The organism is Holosporales bacterium (assembly GCA_031263535.1).
In the GTDB taxonomy this organism is placed as follows: domain Bacteria; phylum Pseudomonadota; class Alphaproteobacteria; order UBA3830; family JAIRWN01; genus JAIRWN01.
On the sequence record JAISFO010000040.1, the window covers coordinates 1 to 24,971 of the forward strand.

22 protein-coding genes and 1 tRNA gene are annotated in these 24,971 nt (G+C 44.7%); 9 read left to right on the forward strand and 14 right to left on the reverse strand.

Annotated elements, in window-relative coordinates; all coding sequences use genetic code 11:
• Window positions 1-301 precede the first annotated feature (301 nt).
• The 3 genes from LBL30_04570 to LBL30_04580 all read left to right on the forward strand — a co-directional run bounded on the left by LBL30_04570 (window position 302) and on the right by LBL30_04580 (window position 4,161).
• Window positions 302-1,804, forward strand: coding sequence for a leucine-rich repeat domain-containing protein (locus LBL30_04570; protein ID MDR1032357.1), 1,503 nt, complete (start codon window positions 302-304; stop codon window positions 1,802-1,804).
• A gap of 340 nt (window positions 1,805-2,144) precedes the next feature.
• Complete coding sequence (locus LBL30_04575) at window positions 2,145-2,780, forward strand: hypothetical protein (protein ID MDR1032358.1); 636 nt, start codon at window positions 2,145-2,147, stop codon at window positions 2,778-2,780.
• An 82-nt stretch (window positions 2,781-2,862) separates the two neighbouring features.
• Window positions 2,863-4,161, forward strand: coding sequence for a hypothetical protein (locus LBL30_04580; GenBank protein ID MDR1032359.1), 1,299 nt, complete (start codon window positions 2,863-2,865; stop codon window positions 4,159-4,161).
• A 64-nt stretch (window positions 4,162-4,225) separates the two neighbouring features.
• On the opposite strand, the gene dut is transcribed toward LBL30_04580, so the two are convergent.
• From dut to LBL30_04615, 7 genes are all read right to left on the reverse strand, one after another.
• A complete protein-coding gene (dut, locus tag LBL30_04585) occupies window positions 4,226-4,666 on the reverse strand; it encodes a dUTP diphosphatase (GenBank protein ID MDR1032360.1) in 441 nt (146 codons plus the stop codon).
• 17 nt (window positions 4,667-4,683) lie between these two features.
• Window positions 4,684-6,372, reverse strand: coding sequence for a ribonuclease J (locus LBL30_04590; protein MDR1032361.1), 1,689 nt, complete (start codon window positions 6,370-6,372; stop codon window positions 4,684-4,686).
• Between the two features lie 9 nt (window positions 6,373-6,381).
• Window positions 6,382-7,122, reverse strand: coding sequence for a biotin--[acetyl-CoA-carboxylase] ligase (locus LBL30_04595; GenBank protein MDR1032362.1), 741 nt, complete (start codon window positions 7,120-7,122; stop codon window positions 6,382-6,384).
• Between the two features lie 21 nt (window positions 7,123-7,143).
• Window positions 7,144-8,898, reverse strand: coding sequence for a single-stranded-DNA-specific exonuclease RecJ (gene recJ / locus LBL30_04600; GenBank protein MDR1032363.1), 1,755 nt, complete (start codon window positions 8,896-8,898; stop codon window positions 7,144-7,146).
• A gap of 6 nt (window positions 8,899-8,904) precedes the next feature.
• The gene (locus LBL30_04605) at window positions 8,905-9,480 is read right to left on the reverse strand and encodes a VTT domain-containing protein (protein MDR1032364.1); all 576 of its coding nucleotides are present in this window, start codon (window positions 9,478-9,480) and stop codon (window positions 8,905-8,907) included.
• A gap of 97 nt (window positions 9,481-9,577) precedes the next feature.
• The gene (locus tag LBL30_04610) at window positions 9,578-10,939 is read right to left on the reverse strand and encodes a M48 family metalloprotease (protein MDR1032365.1); all 1,362 of its coding nucleotides are present in this window, start codon (window positions 10,937-10,939) and stop codon (window positions 9,578-9,580) included.
• A 90-nt stretch (window positions 10,940-11,029) separates the two neighbouring features.
• Window positions 11,030-11,995: an RluA family pseudouridine synthase gene (locus LBL30_04615; protein MDR1032366.1), complete on the reverse strand. Its 966-nt coding sequence runs from the start codon at window positions 11,993-11,995 to the stop codon at window positions 11,030-11,032.
• An 85-nt stretch (window positions 11,996-12,080) separates the two neighbouring features.
• Between LBL30_04615 and LBL30_04620 the strand changes: the two genes are divergently transcribed.
• Window positions 12,081-13,352 carry an O-antigen ligase family protein gene (locus LBL30_04620; protein ID MDR1032367.1) on the forward strand — a complete coding sequence of 424 codons (1,272 nt, stop codon included), beginning with the start codon at window positions 12,081-12,083 and terminating at the stop codon, window positions 13,350-13,352.
• A gap of 15 nt (window positions 13,353-13,367) precedes the next feature.
• Here the strand turns inward: LBL30_04620 and LBL30_04625 are convergent, their stop codons facing one another.
• The gene (locus LBL30_04625) at window positions 13,368-13,712 is read right to left on the reverse strand and encodes a hypothetical protein (protein ID MDR1032368.1); all 345 of its coding nucleotides are present in this window, start codon (window positions 13,710-13,712) and stop codon (window positions 13,368-13,370) included.
• A 169-nt stretch (window positions 13,713-13,881) separates the two neighbouring features.
• On the opposite strand from LBL30_04625, the gene dnaQ reads away from it, so the two are divergent.
• Both dnaQ and LBL30_04635 read left to right on the forward strand, forming a co-directional pair.
• Entirely contained in the window at window positions 13,882-14,562 is a 681-nt protein-coding gene (dnaQ, locus tag LBL30_04630; protein ID MDR1032369.1) for a DNA polymerase III subunit epsilon, read from the forward strand.
• Window positions 14,559-15,020, forward strand: coding sequence for a tRNA (cytidine(34)-2'-O)-methyltransferase (locus LBL30_04635; protein ID MDR1032370.1), 462 nt, complete (start codon window positions 14,559-14,561; stop codon window positions 15,018-15,020). The genes dnaQ and LBL30_04635 overlap by 4 nt, the downstream gene beginning before the upstream one ends.
• Window positions 15,021-15,032: 12 nt before the next feature.
• On the opposite strand, the gene LBL30_04640 is transcribed toward LBL30_04635, so the two are convergent.
• From LBL30_04640 to LBL30_04655, 4 genes are all read right to left on the reverse strand, one after another.
• Complete coding sequence (locus LBL30_04640; GenBank protein ID MDR1032371.1) at window positions 15,033-16,481, reverse strand: replicative DNA helicase; 1,449 nt, start codon at window positions 16,479-16,481, stop codon at window positions 15,033-15,035.
• 404 nt (window positions 16,482-16,885) lie between these two features.
• On the reverse strand, window positions 16,886-17,032 hold the full coding sequence (locus tag LBL30_04645; protein MDR1032372.1) for a hypothetical protein: 147 nt from the start codon (window positions 17,030-17,032) through the stop codon (window positions 16,886-16,888).
• Between the two features lie 44 nt (window positions 17,033-17,076).
• The gene (locus LBL30_04650) at window positions 17,077-17,454 is read right to left on the reverse strand and encodes a hypothetical protein (protein MDR1032373.1); all 378 of its coding nucleotides are present in this window, start codon (window positions 17,452-17,454) and stop codon (window positions 17,077-17,079) included.
• Window positions 17,412-18,491, reverse strand: coding sequence for a hypothetical protein (locus LBL30_04655; protein ID MDR1032374.1), 1,080 nt, complete (start codon window positions 18,489-18,491; stop codon window positions 17,412-17,414). Before LBL30_04655 ends, LBL30_04650 begins: the two co-directional genes overlap by 43 nt.
• A gap of 263 nt (window positions 18,492-18,754) precedes the next feature.
• Here LBL30_04655 and LBL30_04660 point away from each other — a divergent pair, with 263 nt between their 5' ends.
• The 3 genes from LBL30_04660 (at window position 18,755) to LBL30_04670 (ending at window position 22,054) form a co-directional block, all read left to right on the forward strand.
• Window positions 18,755-19,480, forward strand: a complete 726-nt coding sequence (locus tag LBL30_04660) for a hypothetical protein (protein MDR1032375.1) — start codon at window positions 18,755-18,757, stop codon at window positions 19,478-19,480.
• Window positions 19,481-20,020: 540 nt separating this feature from the next.
• On the forward strand, window positions 20,021-21,415 hold the full coding sequence (locus LBL30_04665) for an ATP-binding cassette domain-containing protein (GenBank protein MDR1032376.1): 1,395 nt from the start codon (window positions 20,021-20,023) through the stop codon (window positions 21,413-21,415).
• A gap of 562 nt (window positions 21,416-21,977) precedes the next feature.
• Window positions 21,978-22,054, forward strand: a tRNA-Pro gene (locus tag LBL30_04670).
• Window positions 22,055-22,067: 13 nt separating this feature from the next.
• Here the strand turns inward: LBL30_04670 and LBL30_04675 are convergent.
• A complete protein-coding gene (locus LBL30_04675) occupies window positions 22,068-23,393 on the reverse strand; it encodes an amino acid permease (protein MDR1032377.1) in 1,326 nt (441 codons plus the stop codon).
• Window positions 23,390-24,712, reverse strand: a complete 1,323-nt coding sequence (locus tag LBL30_04680; GenBank protein ID MDR1032378.1) for an amino acid permease — start codon at window positions 24,710-24,712, stop codon at window positions 23,390-23,392. The genes LBL30_04675 and LBL30_04680 overlap by 4 nt, the downstream gene beginning before the upstream one ends.
• Between the last annotated feature and the right edge of the window lie 259 nt (window positions 24,713-24,971).

Sequence of the window (24,971 nt, forward strand, 5' to 3'; positions counted from 1 at the left end):
GGGTGTAACTTACCTATACCAGGAAGGCAATAAACGCAGTCGGTTTGGCACTGATTTATAAGCGGATCGCTGCATCCATCGCGCGTAATTACACAAGATCCCTCGCCGTTCTGTAGCGGGAGCCTTATTTAAATTAATGCAAACCGTGCAATTAGATTTATTATACCAACTTTACTAAATCTTATCTAAAATACTATACTTATTCGTTGGCTAACTAGCTTATGAAAAAAATATTGTTAAATTGACGTTTATATAAAATCGCTTCGTTATTTATATTGCCCATTATTAATAAGGAGAAATTATGAGAAGCGTTATCATGATAGCATCGGCAATTATGCTGATTACCCCTGAAATCGCAAATTGTACATTAAGTATATCCTTAGATGGAGTTAACTATCAAGCGGACGGAAACGGAGCTGCTAGTGCTAGATTTAGTAGAAGTACTTCTTATGCACCTTTCCTTAGAAATAAATTTTATGTGGATGGAAAAGCCTTTCCGTTTTTAACTATACTAGGCTTAAGAGTATCAGCAAGAAATTACAATGTTACTAATGAGCGCCTGCGATACTTATGCATTCCTTCCAGCGTAGAGACGCTCGGCGACGATTGTTTTTGGCACTGCCGCAATCTAAGCAGCATAACATTTGAGCTCGGCTCTCGATTGACAGTAATGAAAAACTTTGCCTTTAGGTGCTGTTCTTCTCTAGCATCTATATGTATTCCCTTTAGTATAGAAAGGATCGGCAGCAAGTGTTTTGAAAAATGCACCAGTCTAAGCAGCGTAACGTTTGAGCCCGGTTTACAATTGGCAATTATGGAATGCTCTGCCTTTTCTGAATGTTCTTCCATAAAATCTATATATATTCCGTCTAACGTAATGATGATCGGCCGCTGGTGTTTTAATAAGTGCGCCAATCTAAGCAGTGTAACATTTGAATCCGACTCTCAATTAGGAGGTATCGGAGACTATGCCTTTTTTGGATGCTCTTCCCTGGCACATATGTATATTTCGCCCAGTGTAGAGACAATTGGCAATGGGTGTTTTTGTATATGCCGCAGTCTAGGTAGCGTAACGTTTGAGTCAGGCTTTCGACTGGAAACGATCGCAGAGGAAGCTTTTAAGGAGTGTTCTTTCCTGGAATCTATATGTATTCCCTTCAGTTTAGAAAGGATCGGCAGCAAGTGTTTTGAAAAATGTACCAGCCTAAGCAGTGTAACGTTTGAGTCCGGCTCACAATTGGCAATTATGAGCGACTCTGCCTTTGCTGGCTGCTCCTCCCTAGCATCTATATGTATTCCCTTCAGTTTAGAAAGGATCGGCAGCAAGTGTTTTGAAAAATGCGCCAACCTAAGCAGTGTAACGTTTGAGTCCGGCTCACAATTGGCAATTATGGGAGGCTCTGCCTTTACTGACTGCTCTTCCCTAGAATCTATATGTATTCCGTCCAGTGTAGGAAGGATCAGCAGCAGGTGTTTTGAAGGATGCCGCAATCTAAGTGGCATAACATTTGAGCCAAACTCTCGACTGAAAACGATCGGCAGCTTTGCCTTTGCTGGCTGCTCTTCCCTGACACCTATATGCCTTCCGGCCAGTTTAGAAAGGATCGATGACAGATGTTTTGATGGGTGCATTAGGCTAAGCATCGTAGAGTTTGAATATGATCCACACCTGAAAGAGGTAGGACGTAATGCTTTTCCTGAAGGGATTGAAGTTGCGGGCTGTCCTATAAAATTCAAAAACGTTATGATTGCTTGCAAATTAGCTGATTGGGGGAAAAAAATATCAAACATCTTTAAAAGATAGTATTGAAAAAAAGTATTAACTAAAAACTCTTTAGCCTATGAAAAGGGATTGATACTTAACCCACCGCGCGTAATCATACAAGATCCCTTCGCCGTTCTGCAGAGGGGGTATTTAGGCCAAGCCGATGCAGATTGTGAGATTTGCTACATCAAATATCCTCAAATACTATTATCAAGTGCAGATCGAGCTTCTGTATCAAACCTTGCCAAGCCCCATTGCCAAGCCAAATTTCATGCAGATTTCAACAACAATCTTAAAATAAACAAAAAAAATAATTTGACAAAAGCATAATTTTGCATTATATGTATGGTTAGTTAATCAATCGTTAAGGAGAATAATTATGAATAAATTAACTAAAACTGCTCTTTGTTTGGTGACAGGGGCAATGGTGTTGTCAGATGGTTATAGTGAAGGGGCTGTTTTTGTTCCTGATCATATGAAAAGGGGGCATGCATTTGAGCTAGCTGAAGACATGTCTGAAGATGATATTATACGTACCGCAGATTTATTTAGAAGAGCGTATAGGAGGCTTGAAACTTCTCAACTACCTGCTCAAGGTTGTGGCCACTGGTGTAATGGAACATGTGTTCAGTGTCGGCTTTTTGCTTTAAGGACAGGGGCACGTGGTGATATAAAAGCGACTGATTTTTTGTTTACTTTTCCTGTAGTAAAGCGTGTACCAGGGCCGGACTTGTTAGATCTTGGTGGAGCTGAATATTCGCCGGGTTTGTATTTAAATAGGATATTATCGCTTGGTATACCTGCTGATCATCCAGTAGTTAATAGTATAAATGCATTTATAGGCAACTGTGGATTGACGTCAGAAAGTTTCAGAATTTTGATTTCGGAGAATCAAGGAAAGTCAACGTTAGAGGGAGCTTCTCAAGGACGAGGGAATTTATGGGACCGTATCGTTGAAATTGTAGGTGAGCTTGGTGCCAGAGCTGCAACTTATGCTTCTTATAAGATTAGTTGATTGCTAGTCGTTTTTTAGGGAGGGGCGAACGGGTTTTGCCCCACTCGATTGTATTTTTGAATTATATTTTAGGAGGAAAAATATGTTTAGTTTTAAAAAGTTTGGCTGTTTATTAGTCGGTCTTACAACAATAAGCATTGCTTCTGGGACAAGGTCCGATATAAGGCTTTCAGTATATGAAATAACAGATAAGATGTTTAACAATTTTGGTCAACCTGCCGTTTATGAAACATTTTGTGAACTGCTATATAGCGGCAACACTCAAATACATTCAAGGCTTCCGGAAGCATTTAATACAAGAGAAAGTTGCTGGGATGTTATTATTCAAATGAAAACTTCACTAGCGGCAACGGCTTACATTGGCCCAGGACAGAATCCGCGCGATATTGATTGGCAGTCTCCTGGGGATGTTGATAATGAGTTATTAAGGCAAGCTCGTAAACCTGACCAAAGTTGGTTGTCTCCTCTAGTTGTTAAGCAGTCGCAGCAAGATAGAGGTAGAAGGCCAGTAGTAACTTTTGCTTTCGGAGAAGATTTAGAAGAGCCGGAAGACTTCTCTACTTGGGCAAGATACTTTGAAGAGGTTTCTGCTGTGCATATTGCGCTGCAAGTGACAAAGCATAACAGTGAGGCTTTGCGAGCCGCTATATCCACGGGTCTGTTAAGAAAAGCTGATCAATGTCTGTTTTTGGCAGCAAATGATGACCCTATAATTCCTGACGAGCATGTTGATGTTACTGGAGTGGTATCACGAATACGAGTTCTGCTTCCACATGATGATGAAGTATTTGTTAGCGCCATGCGCGCCGTTAATCCATTCTTGAATTTTGTCATGCAACCAATATTTCGAAGGGCTGATTTAGGCGGATTGAGATGTCCAGACTCTGACGGTATACCTGAAGACCAAGTTGCTGGTATCGCTAGTGACCACTGTTTTGCTTGTTTGATGCGCCGTTTCTTTATGTTAAGAGATCGGGAGCAAGATTCTTATATTAATGAGTTGATGCTTGCTGACATTCTGTTGAGTCGAGGCGCAGCAAGAGATGGTTCGCGTAGACTTATCTACGCAATACAAAACACCTTGCGCATAATAGATTTGATCATGGAGAGAAATCCTGGAGACGATCGAGCCCGAAGGTTATATAGAACATGCATCATAGCAGTTACAGAGTTTCACATTACCTTCGCAAAGTTTGCAGGACTCGAGGATAGGATAATAAATAGGCGGCCCACTTTGATAGAAAAGTCTCAGCAACCGGACGCTTTGGCTGAATATGAGATGGAAGTACGAGAATTAAGACAATCCGTGTCTGATAAGCTAGAAATACTGCGAGACAGATTTTATCCACGTGGAGCAATGGTTGAGGAGCCTAATATATAATATGAACTGCGCCCCTCTCTATCCACTACGTAGTTAGTAGTAGGGGGGGCTTGCTACTTATACTTCACACCCCAGTAGATCCAAAACCCTGATCACGTCTTGATGTGTCGTCAAGGTTGAGCACAGGTTTCCACTTAATTGTTGTGTATTGAGATATCACGATCTGAGCAATGCGCGCGCCTCGCTCAACAATAAATGGCTCTTTTCCAAAAGAGCACAGGATTATACCAATCTCCCCACGATAGTCTGAATCAATCGTTCCCGGGGCATTCATTACAATAACCCCATTTTTTAATGCTAAGCCAGACCGAGAGCGAATCTGAGCCTGATATCCTTTCGGTAAAGCAATAGCAATCCCACTTGGAATAATTGCCCTTTCCCCAAAATTTAAGGTAACGCTTTGCAAACATGCTGCGTAAAGATCCATGCCAGCGCTGCCGTCAGTCATGTATTTCGGCAACGGCAGATCCTTGGCGTGATCAAATACTTTTACAGGAACTTCCATAGACATTCACACGAACGCTAAAACAAATCTAGGACGTGAGATACCACAACAGGTTTTTTATCTCTACGATTACTAAAGACCTTTTTTATGGCAACTTTGGCAATTTCTTCTACAGAAGATGCAATATCCCTCGATCTGTCCCTTTGGACCAGCATATCATTGAATAAAGTAACAATATCGCGACGAACCTCTTCTTGCTCAGACGCTTGAGAAGGTTCAAAAAGCCCCCAAAAGGTCATTTCGCATATCTCGTAAGGGCGATCTTTGATATCGGTTTCCGACATAGTGACAAATACAATTCCATCGTATACAGCCTTGACTTTGTCTCTTTGAATCGCACCGTCCAGCGGTATAAGCTTGTTACCATCGACAGTTAAAGCTCCGTTATGGAACTGGGTTGACTTATCCAGCTCTGGCTTACCAGGTGCCAGCTTAATTGCATAGCAATTGCGCGGCACAACGACATGCTTAATGCCACATTCTTCTGCAAAAGTTGCGTGTTCAAACAGATTCACCAAATCTCCATGCACTGGAATAACTGTATTGGGGTTGGTCCAATCGTATAGTTGTTTAATTTCCTCCCTTGACGGGTGGCCGGATGCATGAATTGGCAGCAGGTCCGAAGTTATCAGCCTTACACCCTTATCTAGCAGTTTGTTTTGCAGCTCGATAATGGCCTTTTCATTGCCAGGAATAACTCTGGCCGAGAATACTACAGCGTCGCCGGCCTCAAGCTTCAGGAAGTTATGCGCATCGTCGGCCAGCTTATACAAAGCTGAATTCTTCTCACCCTGAGAACCAGTACAAATCAGCACAGTCCTTTCGGGTGGCTCTGATTTAATTTTGCGCTCGTCAGCAAAGTCGTTAATTTCGGTAAAGTACCCGTGATCGCGGGCTATACGTTCCATCCTTTTGATTGAGCGACCAACCAGGCAAGCCTGGCGTCCGGCCTCGCGCGCCGCAATGGCACATGACTCAAGCCTGGCGACATTTGATGAGAAGCAAGAAAAAATAACCCTGTGACCCTTAAGGGATTTGATCAGTTTAGTAAGCTCTTCCCTGACCTGAAGCTCACGCACGCCAGGCGACGGTTGGTGCACATTGGTAGAGTCGCAAACTATGGCAAGAACGGACTCGACCCCCTCTAATGCCGCACTAACGTCAGCTTGATTAAGCGGACTGCCGACAAGCGGCGTTGGATCAAGGTTCCAATCCCCAGTATGTACGACTTTGCCGAACGAGGTTGATATAATTAATGCCTTAGCCTCAGGCACAGAGTGTGGGACGCCCAAGAACTTGATTTTGAAATCAGCTATTTCGAAGGGCTTGTCTCGACTTATGGTGACCAGCCGGACGCTGTCCTGAAGGTCGAATTCGGTCAGCTTTTCCCTTAAAAATGACATGCACATAGGGGCCGCATATATCGGCACATCACCAATAAGTGGCATTATATAAGGCACCGCCCCAATGTGATCCTCGTGCATGTGGGTTATCACGACGCCGGCTATTTTCTTCTTGTTTTCAACCAGGAATCTTGGGTCTGCGAGCAACAGCTCTTGCCCTGGGAACGACCCAAAGCTCAGCCCCATGTCCACAACCAACAGCTTTCCATTAAGGGCATAAACAGACAGGTTCATGCCAAACTTACCGCACCCTCCCAGCGGAAGGAAATAAAGCCCCTCGCCAAATAAATCTATACTTTGCAAACTTTGCCTTTAATCTATACTTCCATAAGAAATTTGGGTTTTACGCCCATCACAATCGCACAATACCATAGAACCGTCGTCGCCTATATCTATGAACCTTCCTGTGTATTCTCCATCATTCACGCTTATTGTATCGCCCAATTTCCACCCAAAATCCAGCCATTTCCTTTTTATTGGATTAAATCCATCGCGACCGTATCTGTCAAGCTCAGCAAGAAGCTCAGATACTATCAAGCGCAGCAATGCCCTTGCGTCTGTCGCCCCCGCAGTATAGTCGTTTAATTTGGCTGCCTCTTGTGGCGATGAGACGATGCTCAGACCAATGCCAACTAAAAGCCAATTACCACTTTTCTTATCATCCCACAATTCTGTTAATATTCCACCAAATTTTTTGCCTTCTAACAGTAAATCATTTGGCCATTTTGTCGACAGTAGCTTAGCCGCTTGGCTTGACAAGCGTTCTTTTAGCGCTTCTATCAACACACACAGTACCAAAAACGGAAGGTGTTTTATTTGCTCTGCACTCCAAATACACTTCAGCGCCAATGTACCGTAAAAATTTCCACCAGATGGCGATTGCCAAATTCTTCCCGGCAGCCGTCCCCGACCAGCGGTTTGATGATCGGCCAGTACAGCCAGCACTTGAGGTTTATCAGAACAAGCCGGCTTAATCACTTTGTTGGCCAGGATTTGCTTAATTACGTCTTGAGTACTGGTCACTGACTTAAAGTGATACAGCTCTAAATGCATAACGGCCGCACCGTAAACAATTTATGCATCTGCAAAGTCCTCTATCAGGATTTTAATTTGCTTTTTACCTTGCCAAAGATCGGATCTGACAGTCCCTAAAATATCGACTCTACGTCCTGGATTAAGGCCCAGAACCTCCTCGCCAAGAGCAGACCCTACCCCATTAAACAGGTATCCAAGTACGGTCTTACCCGCCTCGTCGGCCAAAATGCATCTAATGTGTTTTTCCTTTAAAACCTCAATGCGTAAAGCAATCAGCCTAGGAAACATGAACCTTGGCGCTGGATTGCCTATACCAAAAGGCTCTAATTTAGCAATATCTGCAAACAATGTTGTGTTAAGCGCAGGCAAAGTCAAAACTCCATCCACATGTGCAGTTGGCGTTGGGGGCTCAAAAGCCCTAAACGCATCGTCAAGCATCAGCTCAAACTTACCAAGATCGCCAGCCATCACAGAAAATCCCGCGGCCATTTTATGACCGCCACCATTAGCCAAAACCCCTGCGTTGACAGCGCCCTGAATGAACGCCCCTACGTCAAATCCTTCCACCGACCTAACTGAACCGCGACAAATATCCTGGTCTAAGCTGACCACAAATGCTGGTTTTTTATGCTTTTCTTTAAGCCTGCTGGCGACGATTCCAATAACCCCTGGATGCAAATTTTCACACGCAACCAGCAAATACGGCTTATCCAAAGATACCGCCGCTTCAGCCTGCGCCAGATTGTCGGTTTCGATTTCTTTACGCCTGGTGTTGGTTTGGTCAAGTTGATTGGCAAGACTCTGCACCTCATCGTCATTATCACTGGCAAAGAAAGCAACAGCCAAAGATGAATAGTCGCCAACTCTTCCAACAGCGTTAATCCTGGGCCCTAGGATAAAGCCCAAGTGTCCCGCGTTTTCAATACTGCTGAGCCCAGCGGTTTCTGCTAAGCATTCAATATGCTTGTCAGTTTTTTTGCAAAGTCTTTTAAGGCCGTGGAAAACATAGGCCCGGTTCAGCTTTACCAACCGCATCACATCGCAAACTGTCGCCAGCGATACCATGCTTAAGTACTCCCTCAGGTCTGGTTCTTTAACAGATTTATAAAAGCCTTTGGTGCGCAACTCTCGATTAAGCGCTATTAAAAATAAAAAAACCAGCCCAGCCGCGCACAGCTCTTTAAGATTCTGATCCGACTGGTCGGGTCTATGCGGATTGATGAAAGCCAAGCTTTTAGGCAATGCGCCTACTTCGTGGTGATCGATTATAATCGTGTCTATGTTAAGGCTGCGTGCCAGCTCGATTTCCTCAATATTGCTGGTTCCACAGTCAACTGATATCAGAAGTGAGCCACCGCCTAGCTTTTTTATGCCTTGAGAATGAAGACCATATCCTTCGCTTAGCCGATCAGGAATATAAAATGATATATTGCTGTATCCTATGGCTTTAAAAAACCTCAAAAACAGTGAGACGGAAACCGTCCCATCAACGTCATAATCGCCCCATATGCAAATGCTTTCATTGCGCCCCATCGCTTCGATTATTCTGCCGATTGCCTGATCTACATCATGCAGAGAACTTGGGTCAGGCATCAGGCTAGCAAATTGAGGATTCAGAAAATCAGCAGCCTCTTTTGCAGTACAAATACCTCGGCTATAAAGAATTCTGGCAACTAGTTCCGAAGCGCCAATCTCACACTGAAGCTGCGACAGGACTGCTTGGTCGACCTGAGGAAATTGCCAAATTTGGCCTGTAATTGAACGCTTGGAAGGCTCGGCATTATTATCGCTCATCATCGATTACAGAAAGTATACTATGACAAATCCAATAATTATCAGGAACAGCGCGCCAAAAGCCACCTTATTAAAATAATTATCGATTAACGACTCTACCAAATTACCGTAACGCCAGCACAGTCCACTTAAAAGAAAAAACCTTACCGATCTTGCGATAAGCGAAGCTGAAAAGAAACCCATATGGTCGACTTTTGCCTTCCCGCTTGCAATGGTGACGATTTTGTAAGGGATTGGCGTTATGCCTTTGATGGAAATTGCCCAAAATGCCCAAGATTGAAACTCTTGGATTATGCGGTTAAACGACTCTCTATATCCATAAAAATCCAGCAGCTTGATTCCTATGCTCTCAAATAAACAGTACCCAATCCAGTATCCCAGAAACCCTCCGATAACTGAGGCTGAGACGCATAAACCTCCATAGAACCAAGCTTTATCCCTTTTACCTAAGCACATTGGCACAAGCAAAATATCCGGCGGTAATGGGAAAAATGAGCTTTCCGCAAATGATATGCCTGCAAGCCACCAAACTGCGCTTGGCCTTCGCGATCTTTCGATGATCCAGTCGTATAGTTTCTTCAAATCAGCGCACCAGCTTATGGCATTGACTTACCATAACACTCGCCAAATGTCATTGACGTCCAAAATTCCATCGAGCGTTCCTAATTTAGTAAAGCCATCAGGTCTTGGGCTTGCCTTTGGCTTTTGGCGTTTTTTCCTTGGCGATGAATTTGGCGCGCTGCAGGTGAATTGGATTCTTTAAGCCATATTTAATCGCTCTTTTGGCCTGAGCAATAGCGCCTCTTTCATCCCCTCTGACCAAGGCGCCTTCTGCAGACATAAGGGCAGATGTGCCATAGTCGCCCCTCTTGCCGTAAATTATCGACATCAGATACCAAGCAAGCGGTTCTGATTTATCCTCGATCAGCGCATTGTTCAGGACTTTTTGCGCTTCATCCAAGTGCCGATTGTCGCCGCTTTTTATAAGCGCATTAGCAAAGGCGATGTTTAGCAATACATCGCTTCTTTTTAAAGCTACCAGGCTTCTGTAAAGCTCAACAGCTTCTGAGATTCTGGAATTTTCGTAAAGAATCTGGGCCTTCGTCTCAAGAAAATATGGATCTTTGGGAAACTTGCTGATTAAAGCGTCCATGCAGGCAATTGAGCCATGAAAATCTCCGCGCTTATTCAAGGCAATGGCCCTGGCGTACAGCGCCTCTGTCGAACAGTCGTTTCTTGGGAATTTTGCCAGGGTTTTCTCTACAGGTTTGGAATATGCCTCCAGCTTAATCCTTATCCTTTTGCACTTTTGAGCAGTTTCAGGTGGAATTTTTCTGGGGACGGATGTTTGCTCAAAGAGATGAACGTTAGCGCGCAAGTACGCTACGCGCGCCTCTATCCCAGGGTGAGTAGTAGGCAGCCCTTTCTCACCAATATTCAGGCGCGCAGATAAGGCAAACATCTCGATAACTTCAAGCAACCCTTTTGTAGAAAGCCCAAGCTTTTGCATATAATCCATCGCCTTGTTATCAGCGGCCTCTTCTTCGGCCCTAGAGTAGTACAGAAAAGTATTGATTCCCATGGCCATACCGCCCATCATTCCACCCATGATCAGGTCCGGCGATCCTATCGCCATGCCTGCGCCTATACCAACTATCGCAAGTGCAACCGAAAGTATTTTGGACTGCTCTGCCGCGCCCACATGCCTAATCATATGTTCACAGGCTATGTGACCAATTTCGTGGGACAGAACGCCCACGATATGTTCAACTTTATCGGCCTTTAACAACAGTCCTGTGCAGACAAATATCCTCTTTTCAAAAGTCGCAAAGGCGTTAACAGATCTGTCGCTTATGAGATAGATTTTGACCGCTCTTTTGTCTATGCCTGCGACTTCTAATATTTGATCAAGTATTTCCCTGAGGGTATCCTCAATCTCGCTGTCACGGATTAGAACCACACCGCCGCGGGCAATATGGCAAACAGAGCATGTAAGTAAGCAAACGCAAACCGCAAAATGTTTGATAAGTTTTGAAATCAAAGAAGATGCTCTTAAAAACCTAAATCCAATCCTGGCACGAATACTGTGTACACATTCTTAATCGCCAATGTTCGCCTAGGGTAATCGCGCTCAGGTTTTTTTGCAATCTTTCAGCGTCTGCTCTAGCTGTTGCATTTCGGATGGCAAAGCGGTCTTAAAAGCCATGACCTCACCTGTTCTGGGGTGCATAAACGAAAGATAATAAGCATGCAGAGCGTGACGCCCGAATGTTTTAAGAAAATCGCCAAGTGCGGAAAATTTGGCCCCAAAGTTACGCGCGCGGCCATAAGTCGTATCGCCAATGAGAGGGTTACCAAGCGCCTGCATATGCACCCTTACCTGATGAGTACGACCGGTTTTGAGCGTACACTCGACCTTAGATGCCAGGTTATCATACCGCTCCATCGTGCTGTAGCAAGTACACGAATACTTACCTCCGCTTGGTATGATCGACATTTTTTGACGATTTTGACGGCTGCGACCAATCCGCCCTTCAACTACGCCTGAAGCTTGCTTAAGTCGCCCCCAGCAAAATGAGATATACTTTCGTGTTATTGAATGTTTTTCGAATTGGCGCGCCAATTTATGATGAGATTCATTGTTTTTGGCAACTACCATTACGCCGCTGGTGTTTTTATCAAGCCTGTGAACGATGCCTGGCCGACCTTCTCCACCCGTGTCGGACAGGCTAGGGCAATGCGCCAAAAGGGCATTCACCACAGTTCCATCGCGATTGCCAGCGGCCGGATGCACCACCAGTCCAGCTTGTTTGTTCAGCACAATTATATCCTCGTCCTCAAACAGTACTTCCAGAGGGATATCCTGTGGGCAAAGTTCAGAAATCGGGGCAGGTGTTATCGTTGCTGTAACTGAATCGCCAGTCCAGACTTTTGATGACTTATCGGGTACTTGGCCATTAAGCAACACTTGGCCATTTTTGATAAGCGCTTGAGCCTGACTGCGCGACAATTCGCAGATATTTTGAGTTATATAAACGTCCAGCCTTACGCCGCCTGAGTCCTTTACTTCCAGAAAAATGTTGGCGCCTGTTGCCATGCTCTGTATGCTCTCGTTTAGATTTAACGGTTACCGAGTTTTAACGCACTGCGCGTAATATGTCCTGTAATATCTGTGTATGGATATGAAGTCGAGCTTCAAGAATTTCTTCTGCTTTGAGCTGCTTTTTGTACTGTTTTTGTTTTCCCCTCAGTACAAAAACTCACTGACCGCTTATGTCAAGATTGACCTCACTTTATTGCTTTCTTTGATCATTATACCGATTGGGTATTACTTGATGGCGAAGGAAAGCCGCATAAGATCACAAAACGGGACAATATACTCGTCAACAGCCACAAAAGTATTGTTTTTAGCTTTTACAGGATGGTGTTGCTGTCGGTCGTTTGGCCTTCCGGTAACCGAATATCCTTACAGCAAGATTTTGTGCTTTTTCCTATATACGATGCAAGCGTTTTTCTTGTCTTATTTAGTTATCGCTCGGGATGAAAATCGCCTCTATAGATTTATGCTTCTAACGCTGATCTTTGCGATAGCGATAAACTTTGAGTGTTACAGAATTTTCCTAAACCAGATTCAAAGTCGTGCCGCGCTTAATGACGTCTTAGGTAATAATTATCTGATTACAGGTCAAACGCTGGGTATAGGCGTTGTAATATTAAGCGGAATTCTGCTTGCTCACACGAATACAGGCGGTTACCAAATTTACTTGGGTCAATCAAATGCCGGCACAGCTGTCTGGATGGTATTGCTGTCGAGTATAGTCTATATGTCTTTAAATTTAGGGGGAAGAGGGCCGGTTATATCTATGTTGTTGGCGACGGCGGTTCTAAGCGCATTGAGTCTGCTTTATGCAGAAAACAAGACTCTTGGCCGTATGCTGAAAAATATCGTTTATTTCATACTTGCTTCATGTGTTCTGTATTTGCTAATAGAGCTGATACTCAAAACTGGTAAACAATCGGCGCTTTTCGAAAGAATCAGCTACGACTATTTGCAAAGTGATGAATCAATTCTGCTTCGGATTAAATATTACAAAAGCGCCTGGAAATGTTTTACGGAACACTACTTTACAGGCATAGGTTTTGGCGGGTGGCCGTACTATCAAGGCTTGGGTGATATGTACTATCACCCGCACAATATATTTTTGGAAATTATGTGTGAGACCGGTTTAGTTGGGCTTACGTTGTTTCTTGCATTGCTGTCTAGCATCTTCGCTAAGTTTAGTGTGCAAAAGCTCGTATCATCCCCGTTTGTTAAGATATTTTTGTGCGTATTTTTGTTTTGCTTTATGAACGCACTAAAATCTGGCGATTTAAACGATAATATCGCGCTGTTCTGCTACTTAGGTATCATGGCCGGAGTCCTAGAATCCCCGGCCAAAATTCCCCAAGCTTGATATATTCAGGCGTTATTATTGACCGCTATGAGCAGTAGACTCTTGAGAATCAGCAGGTTGAGCCTGCCCATAGCCGTAGCCCTGACCTTCGTCATGAGGCACAGGCGCGGATTGATCGTGATTTACCGCGGGCTCATTAGCGCCCTTATGTTCGTGCTCGGTGGCTGCCTTCTTACTTTCAAGCGCCTCTATTTCTTCCCTGGCGCGTTGCTCTTGCTGTTCAGCTCGCTCCATAAGCACCTTTTCATCTGGACAGAACCAGGACTTTATCTTGGTCCACCAGTCGCTGAAAATATTCGCCTGCGCCTGCTGACCGCTTAAAACAAAAAGCCCCAACACAAACACTTTAAATAACCGCATATAATCATCCTTCAACACATTTAAATAAAATTACACCAAATTCTTTGCGCAAGAAACAGCTATTTCGAACAGAACGCTACAGAGACATCATCACAAAATATACTTTCGAAAATTACGTTTCGTTGTCCCGCTTTAGTGCTAGTATACAGAATGTCGTTATGTTGGCGCTATGCTAAGGGAAGTTGTTTTAGATACCGAGACTACTGGTCTTGACCCTTACTCGGGGCACAGGATAATCGAAATAGGCGCGGTAGAGCTTATCAACCACGTGCCAACCGGGTGTGAGTATCAGGTATACATAAATCCAGAGCGGGATGTTCCTGCGGATGCTACCGCAATAAGCGGGATAACGACCGAATTCTTGGTCGGCAAGCCTCTGTTTGCAGATGTTGTTGACGATTTTCTGAATTTTATATCTGACTCAAGCCTGGTAATACACAACGCCGCCTTCGATATTAAATTTTTAAATTTTGAGCTGGATTTGGTTGAAAAGCCCCAAATTGAGCCGTCAAGGGCAATCGATACACTGTTCATCGCTCGCAAGCAGTTCCCTGGCGCTCCGGCAAGCCTTGACGCCCTTTGCAACAGGTTTAGCATAGACACTTCGGCTCGTGTGAAGCACGGCGCGGTTATAGACTGTAAGCTGCTGGGGGAGGTTTACCTGAACCTAATCGGCGGTCGCCAGACAAAGCTTGCATTTTCAGATAAAGAGTCATCTACCCTGTCAACTAAAACCAAGCGCGAATTCGCCGAACCTCGCGCCTATTTGCCTTCGGAAGAGGAAGTCAAGCTTCACAAAGAGTTCTTAAAAAAGCTAGAATCCCCAATCTGGCTCGATTATCTGGCATGATACGCCTTGCGCTTTTTCAGCCAGAAATTCCACACAATGCTGGCGCTCTTGTACGCTTAGCTGCCTGCCTAGGGTTTCATATAGACATTATCGGACCGTGCGGCTTTCTGCTAAGCGAAAAGCACTTCCGGCGCGCAGGAATGGACTATGTTCACTTAGCAGATCTGCACTATCACAGCTCATACGAAGAATTTGAGCGTTCATTGACAGAGCCGTACAGGCTGATTGCAATGACCGCAAAATCCGGTGTTCCTTATACTAGCTTTGAATACAAAGCAGGCGACGTGCTAATTGCCGGCTGTGAAAGCGCTGGGCTGCCGATTTATGCGTTAGATAAATGCAGCTATGCCGTCACTATTCCAATGAAACAGCCTGCCAGGTCCATTAATTTGGCGCTTTCTGCTGGAATCATATCCAGCGAAGCTTTGCGCCAATTGAATATACAAGCGGCCTCTTAGGTATATGACGATTTAGCTTTGCGCCTTTTCGCTTAGGTTATCGAACTTAGTCACCTTGCCGTCGAAGAACAGCTTGATTGTTCCTATGGGGCCATGCCTTTGCTTAGCTACGATAATTTCGGCTGTATTATAGATTTTAGAAAGTTTATTTTGCCATTGCTCGTGCTTTTCCGTACCTTGAGCCGGCTCTTTACGAGACTCATAATACTCCTCGCGGTATATAAACAGCACAATATCTGCGTCCTGTTCTATTGACCCGGATTCGCGCAGGTCGGCCAGCTGCGGCCTTTTCTCATCGCGCTGCTCAACCGCGCGAGACAGCTGAGACAAGGCGATAACCGGCACGTCCAGCTCTTTGGCAATCGCTTTTAGCATCCTTGAGATATAGGATATCTCTTGCACCCGATTATCAAGCTTACTCGCCCCAGGAACATGCAGCAGTTGAAGATAGTCGATGACGATCAAACTAAGTCCTTGCTGCCTTTTAAGCCTGCGTGCACGGCTCCTTAGTGCAGAAATAGTCAGCGCCGGGGTATCATCGATAAACAAAGGGATTTGGCCAATCTCGCGCACGACCTCGGTAAATCGCTTAAAGTCGGTGCTTTTTATTTCCCCCCTTCTTATGCGGTCGGAGGCAATATTGCACTCCTGCGCGATGATACGGGTCGCCAGCTGTTCAGACGACATTTCAAGCGAAAAAAAAGCCACCGTCCCTCCGCCCGTCTTGACCAGCATCTGCGCTTTAGCCGCATTATAAGCAATATTGGTCGCCAGCGCCGTCTTACCCATGGACGGCCGCCCAGCAATGATTATCAGGTCAGATTTGTGCAAACCGCCAAGACGCTTGTCCAGCTCTATAAAACCAGAGGTAACGCCCGTTATCTTCGAATCGCTTTTGTACGCTGCCTCGGCGCTGCTCACTGCCTGGTTCAGCGCGCTTGAGAACTTAACAAACCCGCCATCAAGCTGCCCCTTATCGGCTAGCTCAAATAATTTCTGTTCGGCAACTTCTATCTGGGCGGCGGCATTGGCGTCTATGTCGAATTTTCTGGCCTCATCGACGACCTCGTTGCCAAAGCTTATAAGCTGACGCCTAAGGTACAAGTCGTATATCGTGCGTCCATAATCGGCAGCACCGTGCAAAGAAACAACCGCTGTAGTCAGGTCAACCAGATACCCAGCCCCGCCGATTTGCTCTATCTCGGCGGTTTTTTCTAAGTATTTTTTAAGGGTAATTGGGTCGGCCGTATCTCCCCGCTCAACTAAAGAGCTGATTGAGCTGAATATCAAAGCATGGGCGCTGTTTGAGAAATGATACGGGCACAGGTAGTCAGAGACTTTTTCGAACAAGCCATTGTCGAGCATAAGCACCCCAAGCAAAGCTTGCTCGGCTTCTAAATTGCTAGGCGTAAAGCCTGCCTCATCAACGGCTTCGGGAACATTGCTTGCCAAGATTTGCATAATATATGCGCCGTTATTTAACCCGTTTTAATGTACTATATATGCTGTCGAAAACAGCTGAAAAGCTAAGGCTTATCTAATTCAGGATAGTATATTATATACAACAAACATCTTATAGATACAACAATCGTCAGTGGTGACGAGACTTTGAACAGTCAGCAATATCTATTTAAGCGTTTGCTATTCTTACAGAAATAAAATCTGTTATTTCTCACTAAGTCTTGGCTGTAAAGTTAAGATTTTGCTCTGAACTACAGACAGCTAAAAATCTATTGCCGGCACGAATGTTTTACTGCCGGTAAGTTGCGATTCGGGCTTGAAGATTGATCGCTTTTCACCATCTAAGTGAATACTATCAAAACCTGCATTACCTGCGTCTGCTGTAGCAATCGAAGCCTCTATTACTAGTAAGTAATTGTTGGACTAGCTGGGGCGTCGACTATCAAGCTACCTGAGTTAACCAAGCTTTCGCGGCTTGAGTGAAGCTTGAATGCTGGGGTACCAGTGCACCCAGTTAAAATAAGCGTCGTCAGGTTAGTAAGCTTTGTCATATCCAGAACGCCCGACAGTTCGGATCCGCTTAGGTCAACCGTAGTTATCCCATGTTAGTTAAATTAAACTTGCCCCAGTTAGCTGCGCTAGCAACACAATTCTCTAATGTTATTCCTGTCAAACCTGTACAGCCAGAGAAGTTTACGCTTCCACTTATCGTTTGTAGAGCAGAGAAGACAGCTGTCCCATCCAGTCCTGTGCAGCCTGAGAAATTTATGGATCCACTACCACTGAGGGTTGAAAGCGCTGGAAATGAAGGTGCGCCGGTTAGGCCTGTAAGTCCGCTGAAGTTAATAGAATAGCCCCAACCACCATCTGCGATTGTTAGGCTAGAAAAAGCTGGTGCTTGACACGCTATTTTAGTACAACCCGTGAAGCTTATAAAATTATTAGTATACCCCCCACCCGTTGCACGCTGCAATTTTGAAAATCCGGTATTCCAGTTAACTCTGTGCAGTTCTGGAAGTTTATGATTCCGTTTAAGCTAGTAAGTTCTGGAAAGGAAGGTGCGCCGGTTAGGTTTTTGCAATCTTGGAAGTCGATAGTTCCGCCGGTTGTGAAAGCGGGGAACTGTGGGGCAGGGCCATTCAGGCCTGTGCAGCCTTGAAAGTTGATGCTTCCGGTTGTAAGAATAGGGAATGAAGGGGCGCCGGTTAATTTTTCGCAGCCCTGGAAGCTTATGATTCCGTTAGTAAGAGCAGTGAATTCTGGGGCGAGGCCAGTCAGGCCTATGCAATTTTGGAAGTTTATAGTGCCGCCGGTTTTCAGTTTTGAGAAGTTTGGGGTATCAGTAAGGTCAGAACAACCTTGGAAAGTGATGGTACCAGTTAAGTTTACAAAAGCAGGGAAGGTTGGAGTGCTGGTGAGGCCAGTGCAGTTTGTGAAGTTGATGTTTCCGTTTGTGAAAGCAAGGAATTCTGGGGCGGTGCCATTGAGGCCGGTACAACCTTGGAAGTTAATGGTTCCACAGGTTTTAAGCGCAAGGAACTCTGGGGTACCGGTGAGGCTTTCGCAACCTTGGAAGATAATGGATCCGCCGGCTGTGAGTTTTGGAAATGTTATGGCACCGGTTAGGCCTGTGCAGCCTTGGAAGGTGATGGTTCCGCCTAATAACTCAAGTAATGGGAAGGAAGGAGTACCGGTTAGGCCTGTAAGCCCATCGAATTTAATAGAATAGCCAAAGCCACCATCTGCGATTGTTAGGCTTGTGAAAGCTGGTGCTTGCCCGGATATTTTAGTACAACCCGTGAAGCTTATAAAATTATTAGTATAAGCTCCACCCGTCGCACGCTGCAATTTTGTAAAATCCGGTATTTCAGTTAACCCTGTGCAGTTTTGGAAGTTAATGGTTGCATTTGTAAGTTCTTTAAACTCTGGAGCAGTGCCATTTAGTCCAGTGCAGTTTTGGAAGTTGATGGTACCGGTTTTAAGTGCCAAAAAGATTGGGGAGCCGATCAATTTATTACAGCCTTGGAAGTTAATGGTTGCACAGCTAGTAAGAGCAGTGAATTCTGGAGCAAGGCCATTGAGGCCAGAGCAACCTTGGAAGATGAGGGTTCCGCCGGTTTTCAGTTTTGAGAAGTCTGGGGTATCTGTGAGGGTGGTGCAGCCTTGGAAGGTGATGGTACCAGTTAAGTTTACAAGAGCGGGGAAGACAGGGGTGCCGGTGAGGCCAACACAGTTCGTGAAGTTGATGTTTGCATTTGTGAGAACGGGAAAGGTTGGATGGCGCTGCTCCAGAGTTTCAAGCCCTTGAAACCTTCAGTAGCGGAACTTTAACCTTCCAGAGCTGCGAAAAACTAACCGGAGCGCCTTCCTTCCCAGCGCTTGAAACTTTCACTGGCGGAACCATTAACTTCAGTGGACTTACAAATCCAACTGGAGCACCTTCCTTCTCAGCGCTTAAAACATTCAGTACTGGAACCGTAACCTTCCAGAATTGCAAGGGGTTGGATGGTGCCGCTCCAGAGTTTCAAGCCCTTGAAACTTTCAGTAGCGGAACTTTAACCTTCCAGAGCTGCGAAAAACTAACCGGAGCGCCTTCCTTCCCAGTACTTACAACCTTCAATGGTGGAACTATAAACTTCCAAGATTGCAAAGGGCTGGACGGAACAGTTGATTTCTCTGGTCTACAAACGGTAGGGGGAAGCGTAAACTTCTCTGGTTGCACAAATCTAGCAGGAATCACGTTAGAGAATTGTGTTGTTAGCACAGCTAATTGGAGCAAGTTTAACTTCACCAACACCGGGATAACTACGGTTAACCTAAGCGGATCCGAACTGTCAGGCACTTTGGATATGACAAAACTTACTAACCTGACGACACTTATTTTAACCGGATGCACTGGTACCCCAGCATTCAAGCTTCACTCAAGCCGACAAGCTTTGGTTAATTCAGGCAGTTTCAATATAATCGACGCCCCAGCCACGCCAACAATCACTTACTAGTAATGAGGTTTACATTGCTAATCTGAAGCAGACGTAAATATGCCTTCGAAACCAATAGCTTATTCTCCGCTGTGAGAGATGGTGGAACAATAGTGGTCGACCAGAATGAGGAAAACCGGGCGGCACAAACATTAAAATCAAATACTATCGGCAAACTTTGTAAAGTTTTACCTGCGGTGTATCGATGACCTTTTGCTTACAGGAAACATGCTTTTAACTTTTTATATAAGTTTATTTGGCGTTGGCTGTCATAGGTTTGCCAGCATCCACTTTGGTCGCCATTATTCTAAAACAAAAACTGTTCGCGAAGGCCGCGTTCCTCTAGTTTGTAGTTGCAGTTAAATAGCAAAATCGCCGATCTATCAGGGGCCTCCTTTACCAAAATCATAGATTATTGATAACCTATCGCTCACGGGTGGTTTTTTACTGCCATTTAGTTTTAAATATTCCAGATTCTGTCGGCATTAAAGTAGAATTTACTCTGATAAAGCGTATTTAATTCTTTCTGTCTAAGCTTGTATTAAGGAATGATGGTAAGCGATGCATCCTCCAATCCAGATAAAAGACCTAAATCTGTCGTTTCCACACAAAACCTGCTTTGAGGGATTTTCGACGCTAATCTCATTTGGAGAGCGGATTGGGGTTATTGGCCGTAATGGAAGCGGTAAGTCTTTCCTGCTTCGCATGATTGCCGAGCAGAACCCCAGCATTTCGCAGGCATATATCCCTCAGATTATATCCGATTTCGATTTGCTAAGCGGGGGAGAGCGTTTTAATAAGGCTTTGTCTTCGGCGCTTGGTAAAGATCCATTACTTCTTTTGCTAGATGAGCCAACTAACCACCTGGACTTGGACAATCGGAAAAGCCTAATGCGCCTGTTGAAGACGTATTATGGAACCTTGATCATCGCCACTCATGACAAAGAGCTGTTACGCAACTGCATCCAGATTCTGTGGCATATCGACGATGGAATAATCACGGTTTTTCGAGGGAGCTATGACGATTATATCAGCGAAAAGCACCTAAAGCGCCAGTCACTTGCGCATCAGATCGACCTCGCAGAGCGGGAAAGAAAATCCGCGCATCAACAGCTGATAAAAGAACAAGAGCGCACGTCCAAAAGCATCAAATCCGGCAAGAAGAAAGTAGAAAATAAAAAATGGATGAAAAGTGTCGGGGACCTTAAAGCTATGAAGGCCGAAAAATCCCAGGGTAATAAGTTAAAGAATATTGATGAAAGGAAGCGGCGGCTGTCGGACCAGCTAAATGAAATGCGCTTGCCGGAAAATATCACGCCGAAGTTTAAATTTACACATCAGGACACATCTGGCAGAGCCGTTGTCTCTATAGCGGACGGCACGGTTGGATATGCCGATAAAGTTATACTGCGAAACATAAATTTCTCTGTCGGCTCGCAAGAGCGTGTTGCAATTATTGGGCCCAATGGAAGTGGGAAAACGACCCTTGTTAAGGCGATTTGTGGTAACGAGCATATAGTGAAATCTGGCAGCTGGAATGTGCCTAAGCCCCGAGACATAGGCTGCCTAGATCAGCATTATGACAATTTAGATCCAGAAAAATCAGCCCTGGAGGTAATTTGGGAAACCGGTGGTGAATGGCGCGATATTGCAGAAGTGAGAAGCTTTTTGAACGACTATCTATTTCGGAAAAATGAAGAAGTAAATGCCCCGGTAAAAACGATGTCTGGCGGAGAAAAAGCCAGATTGTCTTTGGCCAAGATCGCCGCTAATCCACCTAAATTGCTGATTTTGGATGAAATTACTAATAATATAGACATGGAAACACGTGACCACTTAATTGCAATTTTGCGACAATATCCTTCGAGTATTATTGCTATATCTCATGACGAGGATTTTTTGCATGAAATCGGCGGTTGGAGCTTTATCGAAGTAGATGAATTTTTTAATAGGTAATGGATCTTTATGTAAGCTAATGCGTGAAGGCCGTACGCAGCAATTTCGAACGGATCCTTCCTTTAACAGCTTGAGTTAGATCGTTTTCCCTGATGCGCTATCTTACCTCAGCCCTAAAATTCTTGGACTTTGTGGGCAGCGGCATTTGGACTTAATATTTAACTGTAACGGTAACACATCCGAATGTGGTATAATTAGCAGCGCAGCCACCCCATTTATAATTTCCATATAATACTGCAGTTGCTATCCTGTGCGGCCGATTGATTCGGTCGTACATACCAAAGATCTATCTTGACAAAGCAAGCACCTTTTTAGGCATAAATTTTAGAACAGCTTCTGTTTCTATCAAGAGCAGTACTGGCTTGTCGAAGTCACACTGCTCAATAGCTGGTTACCATTAGCCTGCTGCCTGACGTGTAAGCAACCAAGCTATGATTTGTATATATATACCGATATTTTGGCCGTCTAGCACTGCAAATAATTGCGGCTGGCTTTGCGCTTTAATTTTATGCACTTCTATCCTATGGACCTTTGTTGGCCGGGGTGCTAATTGTTTGGTGTACGGAGTGTGGCTCAGCCTGGTAGAGCACCGCCTTCGGGAGGCGGGGGTCGGAGGTTCAAATCCTCTCACTCCGACCAGTATTTAGTCGCATCAGTTACCGCTTAAGCCAGTCCTTGACTTTGTTTTACCGATAAACAGATATAGAGGAATGCCGACCAAAAACCACATCATACCCCAAAATACGGTTTCCGCCGAAAAGCCCGCAATTACCCAAAAGCTGAATATAAAAGCGACTGCCGACAGAGCTACGATTGTCCTGAAGTGGCCGATGGATATCTTGCTGCGCATCTTTTTTGCAAAAATGCCAGCCGCAATCGATACATAAAGGTAAGGCACAACAGCCGTAAAAACATTCAGCAGGCCGATATATTCAACCTGTTTTAATAGATTGTAAGAGTAGTATACAACGGCGACTACACTCATCATCACACTGCCTAAAACAAGGCTGAAGACAGGAACCCCATTTTTATTGACACGCATAAACACGGCAGGCAGTAGGCCCTCGCGTGCTGCGGTTAATGGAGCCTGTCCCTGAAGTAAAACCCAACCATTAAGCGTACCTATGCAGCCAATTATCCCCATGATTCCCATCAATTTTGCAGCCGTTTCACCAAAAAGTACGCGGCAAGAGTCGACATATGGGGCTAGTGACTTTGCCAAAACCGTTTGTGGTATGGATCCCATTATCACAATTGTCCCAAGTACGTACACAAACAAAGCAATTAATACGCCTAAGATTGTCGCTCTTGGAATCGTTTTCTGGGGATTATGCGTCTCGCCAGCCGGGATGGTTGCTGATTCAAGCCCCAAGAACGACAGTAAGGCTACAGAGGTTGTCGATGACATTGCCTCCCATGTTGTGGTATTTGCGGATAAAGGGGCCTGACAGAATACGTCTGGACTGAAAAAAAATAGACCAAGAACCGCAAACAAGGCCAATGGGATCAGCTTAAGAATTGTGATACATACTTGGACCGCAGATGCGAATTTAATACCGATGACGTTAATGATTGTGGCGCCCCATATTAACACTAAGCTGATAATTAACGCCAAGTCATGGTCACTTTTTAATGCCGGTACAAATACGGACATATAACCGATAATAGTAAACACAAGCAGTGCATTTCCTGCCGAACACACAAACCAGTAGCCAAATGCCACTTGAAACCCAACAAAATCGCCAAAAACAAGCTTAGTATAGCTGTAAGGACCACTGGCGGTCGGAACCCAATTGGCCATTTGGGCAAATACCAAGGCTAAGGCAACCGCACCAATACCCGCAATAAGCCAGCCTACAAGCCCCCATTTACCATAGGGGGCCAATAGCGAAGGCAGCATATAAGCACCTGCTCCAATGATATTGCCGGCAACTAAAGCTGTTGCCGACCAAAGGCCTATAGTCTTGGCGGATTTCATGCTTTTTGCCCCAATTTTCTGTGGAGGATAAAGTAAAACGGAGTGATTGCAAAAAGCATCAGACTTCCTGCATACACCACCTCATGGCCTGAACCAACGACAATCCATATGGCGTATAAAAACGCCAATAAAGAAACAAAGACAGCTAATCTGGGATTAACATCCAAGCCGTCCATCTTCTTCACGGCGCCGATAAGCATCGCGGCGGCACAATACAGGTAAGGCACGATTGTAGCGTATGTACCAAGAAGTACTATTTTTTCTACTCTCTCTACAAAACCATCAGCATATCCCATAAGGAATATAATGCTCATAATAATACTTCCGCAAATAAGACCGGCCGTAGGCGCGTTATTTTTGTTGGTTTTTAGGAAAAATTTGGGAAACAGACCGTCTTCTGCCGCACAACGGGCAACGTATCCCGGAATAAAAATCCATCCATTTAAAGAAAATACCAAACCAATAATCCCGACCACTGCCATAACAAATCCACTAGTCGGTCCACAGATTAAAGTTACAGCGTCAACATAGGGCGCTGGCGACTTCATAAGTACCTCTTGTGGTATAATTGACATAATCGCTATACATCCAAGGATATACACTAAGGCTACAACAAGTACCCCAATGATGGTTGCCCTAAACACAGTTTTTTTAGGGTTATTTATACTGTCAGATGGAACAGTTCCAGATTCAAGTCCTATAAACGACCACATGCTTACCGCGGCTGCTGATGATACGCATGACAGCGCTCCCAATCCACCAGAAGCATCGCTTACAATAGCCGGTTGATTTAAAATATGTGGATCGAACAAAAATATGCCCAGCACACCAAATAAGATTAATGGCGCGACTTTCAATACAGTTCCAAATATTTGCACTGATGAAACGACTTTAATCTCAAAAAAGTTCAGCCAGGTGAATCCCCATATCATCGCTAAACCAAAGGATGCGCTAAGCCAATGATTGCTGGCAAAGGCTGGGCAAAAAGTCGACAGATACCCAAGGGGAGACACAATCAAACCGGCATTGCCCACGGGACCCATGATCCAGTAGCTTACAGCCATCTGATAGCCTGCGAATTTACCGAATACCTTTCTTACATAGACGTATGGCCCTCCCGGCGCGTCTGTCCACTGGCTTAGCCAAGCAAAAACCAGCGCTAGAAACACTGCGCCCATTGAACCTACAATCCAACCAACAACGGCAAATGTTCCATATTTCGCAAGTGCCGCCGGTATCATGTAAGCCCCTACACCTACCATGTTACCTACAACTATGTTGGTAAGCGCAAAAAGACCTATTTTTCGGTTATTAATCATGGGCGAAGTCTATACCGCATGCACAATAAAATCCAGCCAGTCCTAGCTGATTTAGAATTAAGGGATGTACAGACGATTTTTTCTAAGAAGACTTAAGCCTACATATTAATGGATACCTGCTGTATTTAATAATTGCGCGAAATTTTAATTAATTATTTGAGAAGTGTGTTATGGGGGCAACGTGTGGGGAGAGGAATTGAGGAATAGTGGGTTTTTAGGTTGATTGGTTGCAAAATCGGCCTTGACGTTGCGCTGGGGT